Genomic DNA, 10,439 nt, shown 5'->3' on the forward strand with positions numbered 1-10,439 from the left:
TTATATTTATAATATTTTACTATAATCATACAGTGAAAATTTATAGGTAAAACAAGGTTATGCGGCTTTGTGCATAAATTAGGGTTGACATCCCTAAAAATCGCCCCGAATCAAAAGCTGCGTAAAACAACGGCCGATTTCATCAGGTGCCATTCAAAAGACACGCGGCCATACATTTTGCGTTACAATACGCACTTATTTTTAAGAAAGAAAAATACGCCATGAAAGCCTCCCAGTTCTTCATTTCTACCCTTAAAGAAGCCCCTGCCGAAGCCGTACTTGCCAGCCACAAGCTGATGATTCGTGCCGGCTTGATCAAAGCCAACGCATCAGGTCTTTATACTTGGATGCCGATGGGTCTGCGCGTATTGCGCAAAGTTGAAAATATCGTGCGCGAAGAAATGGCCCGCGCAGGTAGCGTGGAGCTGCTGATGCCGGTGGTACAACCTGCCGAACTGTGGCAGGAATCCGGCCGCTGGGAGTTTTACGGTAAAGAACTGCTGCGCCTGAAAGACCGTCATGACCGTGATTTCTGTATGGGTCCTACTTGTGAAGAAGTCATTGCCGACATCGTGCGCAAAGAAGTCAACAGCTACAAACAACTGCCGAAAAACTTTTATCACATCCAAACCAAATTCCGCGATGAAGTGCGTCCGCGCTTTGGTGTGATGCGTGCGCGCGAGTTCGTCATGAAAGACGCTTATTCCTTCCATGCCGACTATGCCTCGCTTCAGACGACCTATCAAGATATGTACGACGCTTACTGTCGTATCTTTACCCGTCTGGGCTTGGAATTCCGCCCCGTCGCCGCAGACACCGGCAGCATCGGTGGTACCGGCTCTCACGAATTCCAAGTATTGGCAGAGAGCGGCGAAGACGTTATTGCATATAGCGACACTTCTGATTACGCCGCCAATATCGAATTGGCACCTACCTTGCCACTTAAAGGCGAACGCGCCGCTGCTCATGCCGAGTTGACCAAAGTACATACACCAAACGTCAAAACCATTGAGTCTTTGGTTGAATTCCTCAATATTCCGGTTGAACAAACCCTCAAATCCATCGTGGTTGAAGGCGAAAACGAAGGCGAACTCATCCTGCTGCTGTTGCGTGGCGACCATGAATTTAACGACATCAAGGCAGAAAAACTGGCCGGCGTGAAATCACCGCTGACCATGGCAAGCCCTGCCGCGATTGTTGAACAGTTCGGTGCAAACGGCGGCTCTCTCGGCCCTGTCGGCTTCAAAGGTAAAGTCTATGCCGATTTCGCCACCGAAAAAGGCGCAGACTGGGTTATCGGCGCGAACGAAGACGACTACCACTATACCGGCTTCAACTTCGGCCGAGATGCTGCTGAGCCTGAATTTGTCGATTTGCGCAATGTCATCGAAGGCGATATCAGCCCTGACGAACAAGGCCGTCTGAAACTGGCGCGCGGTATTGAAGTCGGCCATGTCTTCCAATTGCGCGACAAATATACCCAAGCCATGAATGTCAGCTTCTTGGATAATAACGGCAAATCCCAAATCATGGAAATGGGCTGCTACGGTATCGGTATTACCCGCGTTGTTGCCGCCGCCATCGAGCAAAACAACGACGAAAAAGGCATTGTTTGGACCAAAGCAATGGCGCCGTTTGAAGTCGTTATCGTGCCGATGAACTACAAAAAATCAGAAGCTGTACGCGAAGCCGCCGACAAAATCTATGCCGAGCTTTTGGCTGCCGGTGCAGATGTATTGTTGGATGACCGCGACGAACGTGCGGGCGTATTGCTGAATGACTCCGAGCTGTTGGGTATTCCTCACCGCATCGTGATCGGCGATCGCGCCTTAAAAGAAGGCAATGTCGAATATGCCGAGCGCCGTGATAATCAGGCTCAAGCCGTTGCGGTATCAGAAGTTGTCGCCAAGGTTTTGGCCGCATTGAACGCTTAAGTCTTTTTCAATCATGAAAAGGCCGTCTGAAACTGATTATTTCGTTTCAGACGGCCTTTTTCTGTTTTAATAAATAATATTTTTTCCGTAACTCTCTAATATTTCTTTGATTTTCAAAATGGTTTCTTTAGGCGGCGGATGTACACCTTTTAATTTGTATTCGTCGCCGCACAAAGCCCATTTGTGTGCGCCCAATTCGTGATACGGCAAAAGCTCGACCATTTCGACATTATCCATATCACCGATAAACTCGCCCAATAAATGCGCTGAACGCTCATCATCAGTGTAGCCTGGAACAACCACATAACGTACACGCGTCGGCTGATTGCGTTCGGCAAGATAGCGCGCGAATTTCAGCGTTTTGGTATTAGGGATACCGACAAGCACTTTATGAATTTCAGGATCGATTTGTTTTAAGTCGAGCATGACCAAATTGGTATGATCGAGCAAATCATCCAAAATCGAATCATAGTGCAAAGCATAGCCATTGCTGTCAAGACAGGTATGGATATCGTGTTCCCGACAGGCCGTAAACCAATCGCGTACAAACTCATATTGCAATAACGGCTCGCCGCCGGTTGCCGTTACGCCTCCGCCTGTCGCACGCAGATAATGACGATAAGTCATGACCTGCTTCATCACGGTTGCCACATCCAATTCCTGCGCCTGCTCAGTATGGAGATCCCATGTGTCGCGATTATGGCAATACAGGCAGCGCATCAGGCAACCTTGCAAAAAGAGCACGTAGCGCAAACCCGGACCATCGACAGCACCGCAAGATTCAATCGAATGAATAATGCCTTTGCCGTTATAGTGACGGTGGCCAAGGTCTTTCAGTGCCGGCTCGGGGGTAATGGCAAAAGTCGTGGACATAGTGTTCGGCTCAAAAATGTTTTTGCTTATATGGATTGTACGATAATAAAGGCCGTCTGAACATTTCAGACGGCCTCGGAGCTTTGTTTCAAAACAAACTAAACGCAAATTTAGCTTCCGGTTCGTTTCGCCACCCGATTACATGGTTTCTGTGAACGTACGGGTAATCACATCAAGCTGTTGTTCGCGGGTCAGCGAGTTGAAGCGAACCGCATAACCGGACACACGAATGGTCAACTGCGGATATTTCTCCGGATTGTGCATTGCATCTTCCAAAGTCTCGCGATTCAATACGTTGACGTTCAAGTGTTGACCACCTTCCAAAATACCGTCTTCATGGTGGAAATAACCGTCCATCAAACCGGCAAGGTTGCGTTCGCGAGAATGCTCGTCTTTACCCAACGCACCAGGAATAATGGAGAAGGTATAGGAAATACCGTCTTTGGCAAACTCAAATGGCAGTTTGGCTACAGAAGTCAATGAAGCAACTGCACCGTTGACGTCACGGCCGTGCATTGGGTTTGCACCCGGACCAAACGGAGCGCCTGCACGGCGGCCGTCTGGAGTATTACCGGTTTTCTTACCGTAAACAACGTTGGAGGTAATAGTCAGTACAGACTGAGTCGGAGTGGCGTTGCGGTAAGTTTTGTGGGTTGCCACTTTTTTCATGAAGCGTTCAACCAAATCGCAGGCGATATCGTCAACGCGGTCATCGTTGTTACCAAATTGTGGGTATTCGCCTTCGATTTCAAAGTCAACGGCAATGCCGTTTTCGTCACGAATCGGTTTCACTTTGGCATATTTAATGGCGGACAATGAGTCGGCAGCCACAGACAAACCAGCGATACCACATGCCATCGTACGTTTCACATCACGGTCATGCAACGCCATCAACGCGGCTTCGTAGCTGTATTTGTCGTGCATGTAGTGAATAATGTTCAGCGCGGTAACGTATTGGGTTGCCAACCAATCCATGAATTTGTCCATGCGCTCAAAGACAGTGTCGTAGTCCAAAACTTCGTCCATAATCGGCTCGGTTTTCGGACCAACTTGCTCTTTAGATTTTTCATCCACGCCGCCGTTGATTGCGTACAGCAGAGTTTTAGCCAAGTTAGCACGTGCGCCGAAGAACTGCATTTGTTTGCCGACCACCATCGGGCTGACGCAGCAGGCAATGGCGTAGTCGTCGCTATTGAAGTCAGGGCGCATCAAATCGTCGTTTTCGTATTGGATGGACGAAGTATCGATGGATACTTTGGCGCAGAATTCTTTAAAGCCTTGAGGCAGTTGTTCTGACCACAATACAGTGATGTTTGGCTCAGGAGACGGGCCCATGTTGTACAGGGTATGCAGCACGCGGAAGTTGGTGCGGGTTACCAGCGTACGTCCGTCCAAGCCCATACCGCCGATGGATTCGGTTGCCCAAATCGGGTCGCCGGAGAAGAGTTGGTCGTATTCGGGCGTACGCAGGAAACGGACCATACGCAGTTTCATCACCAAGTGGTCAATGAATTCTTGAGCTTGGGTTTCGGTAATCACACCGTTTTTCAGGTCGCGTTCGATGTAAATATCCAAGAATGAAGATACACGGCCGAAGGACATCGCTGCGCCGTTTTGAGATTTAACGGCAGCAAGGTAAGCGAAGTAAGTCCATTGGATCGCTTCTTGTGCATTTTTTGCAGGGCCGGAAATATCGTAGCCGTAAGAAGCTGCCATTTCTTTCATTTGGTTCAATGCTTTATATTGCTCATTGATTTCTTCGCGGCGGCGGATCACTTCTTCCAAGTCCACACCGTTTTCCAAATCGGCTTGCAGTGAGTTGAACTGGTTGAGTTTGTCTTTCATCAAGAAGTCGATACCGTACAATGCCACGCGGCGGTAGTCGCCTATAATACGGCCGCGGCCATAAGCATCCGGCAGGCCGGTAATCACACCTGATTTACGGCAGCGGCGGATGTCGGGTGTATAAACGTCAAATACGCCTTGGTTGTGGGTTTTGCGGTATTTGGTGAAAATTTCGCTGACTTCGGGATTCAATTCAACGTTGTACACTTTGCACGCGTCTTGCACCATTTTCAAACCGCCAAACGGCATGATAGAGCGTTTCAAAGGCTCGTCTGTTTGCAGGCCGACGATGGTTTCCAAATTTTTGTCGATATAGCCTGGAGCATGGCTGGTAATACCGGAGACGATTTGCGCGTCGATTTTATACGGCTCGTGCGTACGGTTTTCAACCTTAATACCTTCCATCACTTCCGCCCACAGCTTGGTTGTGGCTTCGGTTGCTGGTGCCAAGAAAAAGGCATCGCCTTCATATGGCGTGTAGTTTTTTTGAATAAAATCGCGGACATCTACGTTGGTTTCCCAGTTGCCACCGACAAAACCTTCCCAAGCGGCTGGACGTTGCTGAACATCATTTGACATATCAAGCTCCTAATTTTATTGAAAATATAGACTGTAAATTTTCTGAAAGGATAACATCAATACCCATTTATTTACAGGGGTTTTTATGAAATAAAATTACAGATTTGGTTTTTCTTGATTTACGTCAATGAGAATAATTGTTACTTGGTACTACATCTCACTTTCCAAACATTTGTACTTCAAAACGGCGTAGAATACAAAATTCAGCCCTGAAGACAGACATCCTTCAGGGCTGAATTTTTATTGCATTTCATATAAAAGGCCGTCTGAAAAATTCAGACGGCCTTTTATTCACTTAATCAATTAAGCAAACGGATGATGCAAAACGATGGTTTCTTCGCGGTCAGGACCGGTTGAAACAATGGCCACAGGCGCACCGCACACTTCTTCAATACGTTTCAGATAAGCTTTAGCGTTTTCAGGCAGCTTGTCGTACTCTTTCACGCCGAAAGTCGACTCGCTCCAACCCGGCATGGTTTCGTAAATCGGTTTGCAGGTTTCTACCGCATCAGAGCCGCAAGGCAGAATGTCGGTTTTGCTGCCATCAGGCAATTCATAGCCTACGCAGATATTGATGTTTTCAATACCGTCCATTACGTCCAGCTTGGTAATGCACATGCCGGAAATGCCGTTAACTTGAATAGAGCGTTTCAGAGCAGCCGCGTCAAACCAGCCACAACGACGCGCACGACCGGTTACCGAACCGAATTCATGGCCGCGTTCAGCCAAACCTGCGCCCACTTCGTTAAACAATTCAGTCGGGAATGGACCGGAACCCACGCGGGTGGTATAGGCTTTAACGATACCCAAAACGTAATCCAGCATTTGCGGACCTACGCCTGCACCGGCAGAAGCGGCACCAGCCAAGCAGTTGGAGGAAGTGACAAACGGATAAGTGCCGTAGTCGATGTCCAACAACGTACCTTGCGCGCCTTCAAACAACAGGCTTTCGCCTCTGCGGTTTTTCTCGTTCAAAACACGGGAAACATCGGTAATCATCGGCGTAATGCGCGGTGCAACTTTTTCAATGACCGCCATCACATCTTCAACTTTTACCGGCTCGGCATTGTGCAGGTGTTGCAGCTGAACGTTGTAATAAGCCAAAACAGCTTCCAGTTTTTCAACCAGTTTTTCAGGGTGCAACAAGTCCACCACGCGAATCGCGCGACGGGCAACTTTATCTTCATAGGCTGGGCCGATGCCGCGACCGGTTGTACCAATTTTGCTTTTACCGCGGGAAGCTTCGCGTGCTTGGTCAAGCGCAATGTGGTAAGGCAGAATCAATGGGCAGGTTGGCGCAATTTTCAGACGGCCTTCAACGTTTTTCACACCGGCAGCGTTCAATTCGTCGATTTCACCCAACAATGCTTCAGGAGAAACCACGACACCTGAGCCGATGAAGCAGTCCAAAGTCTCATGCAAAATGCCGCTTGGAATCAGGCGCAAAATGGTTTTTTTACCACCGACGACCAAAGTATGGCCGGCATTGTGGCCGCCTTGGAAACGTACAACACCGCTGGTTTCTTCCGCCAGCCAGTCAACAATCTTACCTTTGCCTTCATCACCCCATTGGGCACCGATTACGACAACATTTTTAGCCATAGCCATCTAACCTTATTTCAGATACAAAATTTCAAAATAAAACTCAATCGTTCAAAGCGATTACTTTCCAAACGCCGTCTACCTGTTTCAGACGGCCTGTAACCTCTTCTGAACCGTTATAGCCGATACCGTAATCGATAACGACACATTGTCCTTGTTCACGCAAAGCATCTACCGCTTCATGAGCCACAGGCATGTCTTTTACATCGACAGCCACCACGGATTCTCGTCCGATAGCAGGAAGGCGGCCGATGAAGCTGCGCAAATCAAAACTGAATCCGGCCGCAGGACGCGCACGTCCGAAGTATCCGCCCAATCCATCATAACGGCCGCCGCGTGCCACGGCATCATGACGGTTTGAACCATAAGCCGCGTAAAGCAAACCGGTATGGTAATTGTCAACGCGCAGTTCCGACAAATCGATATGCACTTTTTGATTTGGGAACGCATCGCATACTGCCTGCAATTCATCCAAGGCCGCACTGACTGCGGACAATTCCGGTAATTTCTCTCTAGCCACAGTCAGCACTTCACGACCACCGTACAGTCGGGGCAACAGTGAAAACGCTTTTGCCCACATGCCGTCGAGTTTCCACTCTTTGACCAACTGGCTGACGGCTTCGGCATCCTTGTCCTGCATCGATGACAGCAGGGTTGCCGATTGCTGCTCATCCAAATGCGCGGCATTTGCTAAAGCACGGAATACGCCGATATGTCCCAACGAGAGCAAAACTTCGCCCATGTCGGCGATTTTCATACTTTTCAGCATCAAATCAATCAATTCGATATCCGCTTCAATGCCTTCCAAGCCGTACATTTCCGCGCCCGCCTGCAAAGGCTCGCGCATATTGAGCAATCCGTCAGGACGCGCATGAAGCACCGAACCGGCATAGCATAAACGGTTGATGCCTTGGTTGGCGGAAAGCAAGTGGGCATCAATACGCGCCACCTGCGGCGTAATATCCGCACGGATACCGAGCTGACGGCCGCTGAGCTGATCGACGACCAAAATGGTTTTCAAAGACAAACCGGCATCGATATGTGTCAATAAGGAATGGCTGTATTCCATCAACGGCGGTTGCACCAATTCATAACCATGCACGCGGAACAAAGCCAACAGCCGCTCACGGGCGCTTTCCAGTTGTCGGGCATTGGTCGGTAACACGTCGGCAACGTGTTCAGGAAGCTGCCAAGACTTCATGAGAATCTACCTCTGTTTTTTTGTAAACATAAAGGGCTGATTAAATTTAAAACCAAATCAGCCTGACGACTGAAATTTTCCTGAATGCATCAACGGCAAATCCGATGCGGCTTCAACAAAACTGATTTTAAATTTAAACAGCCCCTGAGTAACGGCTTCAAACCGTCGAGTTATTAAAATCAGACTTTACCATATTAAAACGAATTTTGCACCCTGTTTACAGAGAACGTAAAAAAACATTAAAAACAAAGGCCGTCTGAAAACCAAATGCATAGCTGCATCATTTTCAGACGGCCTTAATTCATGCCTGAACAACCCGACGCTTAGCGCCAGTAACGCCACCAAGGCATATCGTCAGATCGCCATTCGTGTTGCAAGAACGGGCTTTGCGGAAAGTTGGTTTCCAAAACGCGGCGTGTATCGGCAGCCAGTTGCGGCTTGTCCAGTTTTTTGTACGCCAATTCCATCATCGCCAAAGCTTCTTCGACGTAACGGGTATTTTGGTAACGGCTGACGATTTTTTGCGCACGGTTGGCCGCTGCGACATAAGCACCGCGTTTCATGTAATAACGTGCCACAGATATCTCGTTACCGCCCAAAGCGTCCACCAGCTTGGCCATACGCTCGGTTGCATCGGCAGCGTATTTGCTGTTTGGATAACGTTGCACCAACTCGGCAAACGCCTGATAAGCATCGCGGTTGGCTTTTGGGTCGCGGTCGGACCAGTCTTGAGAAGCCAGCTTGTTCAAGAAAGACTGGTCTTCGTTAAACAGGACCAAACCTTTCAAGTACAACGCGTAGTCCATATTCGGATGTTGCGGATGATGGCGTTGGAAGCGCGCAATGGCAGCCAAGGCTTTTTCCGGCTCATCGTCTTTATAATAGGCATACGCCGTATCCAACTGGGACTGCTGGGCATAGCGGCCGTTTGGAAAACGGGATTCTAAAATTTCGTATAACTTGACAGCTCGCGTATAATTGTTGCTGTTCAATTCGTCTTGCGCTTCGGCATAAAGCTTTTCCACACTCCAATCTTGAGTAATTTGGGCGTCTTTATCGATTGTGCCTTTATTTGCGCAGGCACTCAGTGCCAAACCTAAAGAAACTACTAAAAGAATTTTTTTCATGCAGAATACTTCCTTTGATAACGAAGCCGATTATAGCGATGATTTAGACTTTCCGTCATCCCCTGAAACAGAAAGTTGTGTTAATTTGACCGTTCCGCTCGAAATGGCGGGCGGAAGGCTGGATGCCGTATTGGCCAAACTCATGCCCGACTACTCGCGCAGCCGCCTGAGTTCGTGGATTAAAGAGGGTGCAGTCATTGTAAACGATAAGCCCGCGCAACCCAAAGATAAAATGATAGGCGGTGAATTGATTGCCGTTACGGTACGTCCGAGCGAAGAAAACCTCGCGTTCACGCCCGAACCCATGGATTTGGACATTATTTACGAAGACGATACCGTCATCGTCATCAACAAACCGGCCGGATTGGTCGTCCATCCTGCCGCAGGCAACTGGAGCGGCACCCTGCTCAACGGCCTGTTGGCGCATTGTCCCGAATTAAGCCAAGTGCCGCGTGCGGGCATCGTACACCGTTTGGACAAAGAAACCAGCGGCCTGATGGTGGTCGCCAAAACCCTGCCGGCACAAAACTCACTGGTTCAACAGCTTCAAGAGCGCACAGTCAAACGCATTTACCGCGCAGTCGCCAACGGCATCGTTCCTTTTGACGGCAAAATCGAAACCCAAATCGGCCGCGATCCGCACAACCGCCTGAAAATGGCAGTCGTCAAATTCGGTGGCAAACCTGCCATTACCCACGTCAAAGTGTTGGAACGTTATCTGGCACACAGCTACATCGAATGCTCGCTCGAAACCGGCCGCACGCACCAAATCCGCGTTCATATGCGCGAAGCCAACCATCCGCTGGCCGCCGACCCTGTTTACGGCAACTTACGCCATCCATGCAGCGACGCGGTTAAAGAAGCCATCAAAGCCCTCGGCGCGCGCCAAGCCCTGCATGCCTACCGCCTGAGCTTTATACACCCAAAAACCGGCGAAACCGTTTCCTTTGAAGCGCCTATGCCTGACGATATGTACCACCTGCTTTCCGTCCTGCGTCTGGAAGCCGGTTTGGATTCGTCCCTAAGCAACGAGGAAGAATGGCAAGAGAAATTCGGCATGGACGATGACGACGATTGGAATGAAGACGACTATGATGTCGAAGTCGTTTATGTAAGGGATTAAACCCATTTTTCAGACGGCCTAAAATATTAGGGGCTGACGTAGATTAGCCCTAAATTCCACACCAATCCCGCAGGATTTTAAGCTGTTGAGACGGTGTGCCGAAGTTAAATCGAAATTCGCATTCTTTCAAGAACAGCGGGAACGATTTGCGATCG

7 protein-coding genes and 1 pseudogene are annotated in these 10,439 nt (G+C 49.0%); 2 read left to right on the forward strand and 6 right to left on the reverse strand.

Translation table 11 applies throughout. The annotated features are described in order from the left end of the window. Nucleotides 1–221 precede the first annotated feature (221 nt). The gene (locus ACTHTU_RS02025) at nucleotides 222–1,934 is read left to right on the forward strand and encodes a proline--tRNA ligase (protein WP_285071047.1); all 1,713 of its coding nucleotides are present in this window, start codon (nucleotides 222–224) and stop codon (nucleotides 1,932–1,934) included. 66 nt (nucleotides 1,935–2,000) lie between these two features. On the opposite strand, the gene pflA is transcribed toward ACTHTU_RS02025, so the two are convergent. The 5 genes from pflA to ACTHTU_RS02050 form a co-directional block, all read right to left on the reverse strand. Beyond that, nucleotides 2,001–2,807 (reverse strand): pyruvate formate lyase 1-activating protein, encoded by an 807-nt coding sequence (gene pflA / locus ACTHTU_RS02030; RefSeq protein WP_039862212.1) that lies wholly within the window; start codon nucleotides 2,805–2,807, stop codon nucleotides 2,001–2,003. Between the two features lie 138 nt (nucleotides 2,808–2,945). Then, nucleotides 2,946–5,231, reverse strand: a complete 2,286-nt coding sequence (gene pflB / locus ACTHTU_RS02035) for a formate C-acetyltransferase (RefSeq protein WP_440361607.1) — start codon at nucleotides 5,229–5,231, stop codon at nucleotides 2,946–2,948. Between the two features lie 303 nt (nucleotides 5,232–5,534). Next, nucleotides 5,535–6,833, reverse strand: a complete 1,299-nt coding sequence (locus ACTHTU_RS02040) for an adenylosuccinate synthase (RefSeq protein WP_440361608.1) — start codon at nucleotides 6,831–6,833, stop codon at nucleotides 5,535–5,537. A gap of 43 nt (nucleotides 6,834–6,876) precedes the next feature. Next, the gene (locus ACTHTU_RS02045; RefSeq protein ID WP_440361609.1) at nucleotides 6,877–8,034 is read right to left on the reverse strand and encodes an ATP phosphoribosyltransferase regulatory subunit; all 1,158 of its coding nucleotides are present in this window, start codon (nucleotides 8,032–8,034) and stop codon (nucleotides 6,877–6,879) included. A 323-nt stretch (nucleotides 8,035–8,357) separates the two neighbouring features. Next, a complete protein-coding gene (locus ACTHTU_RS02050; protein WP_003680807.1) occupies nucleotides 8,358–9,161 on the reverse strand; it encodes an outer membrane protein assembly factor BamD in 804 nt (267 codons plus the stop codon). Here ACTHTU_RS02050 and rluD point away from each other — a divergent pair. Further along, nucleotides 9,160–10,284, forward strand: coding sequence for a 23S rRNA pseudouridine(1911/1915/1917) synthase RluD (rluD, locus tag ACTHTU_RS02055; protein WP_440361610.1), 1,125 nt, complete (start codon nucleotides 9,160–9,162; stop codon nucleotides 10,282–10,284). The genes ACTHTU_RS02050 and rluD overlap by 2 nt on opposite strands. Nucleotides 10,285–10,333: 49 nt before the next feature. Here the strand turns inward: rluD and ACTHTU_RS02060 are convergent. After that, a pseudogene (locus tag ACTHTU_RS02060) lies at nucleotides 10,334–10,439 on the reverse strand (IS1595 family transposase); the annotation flags it as partial.

The sequence above is a fragment of the Neisseria sp. P0020.S005 genome, assembly GCF_051957055.1.
GTDB classification, from domain to species: Bacteria; Pseudomonadota; Gammaproteobacteria; order Burkholderiales; family Neisseriaceae; genus Neisseria; species Neisseria subflava_A.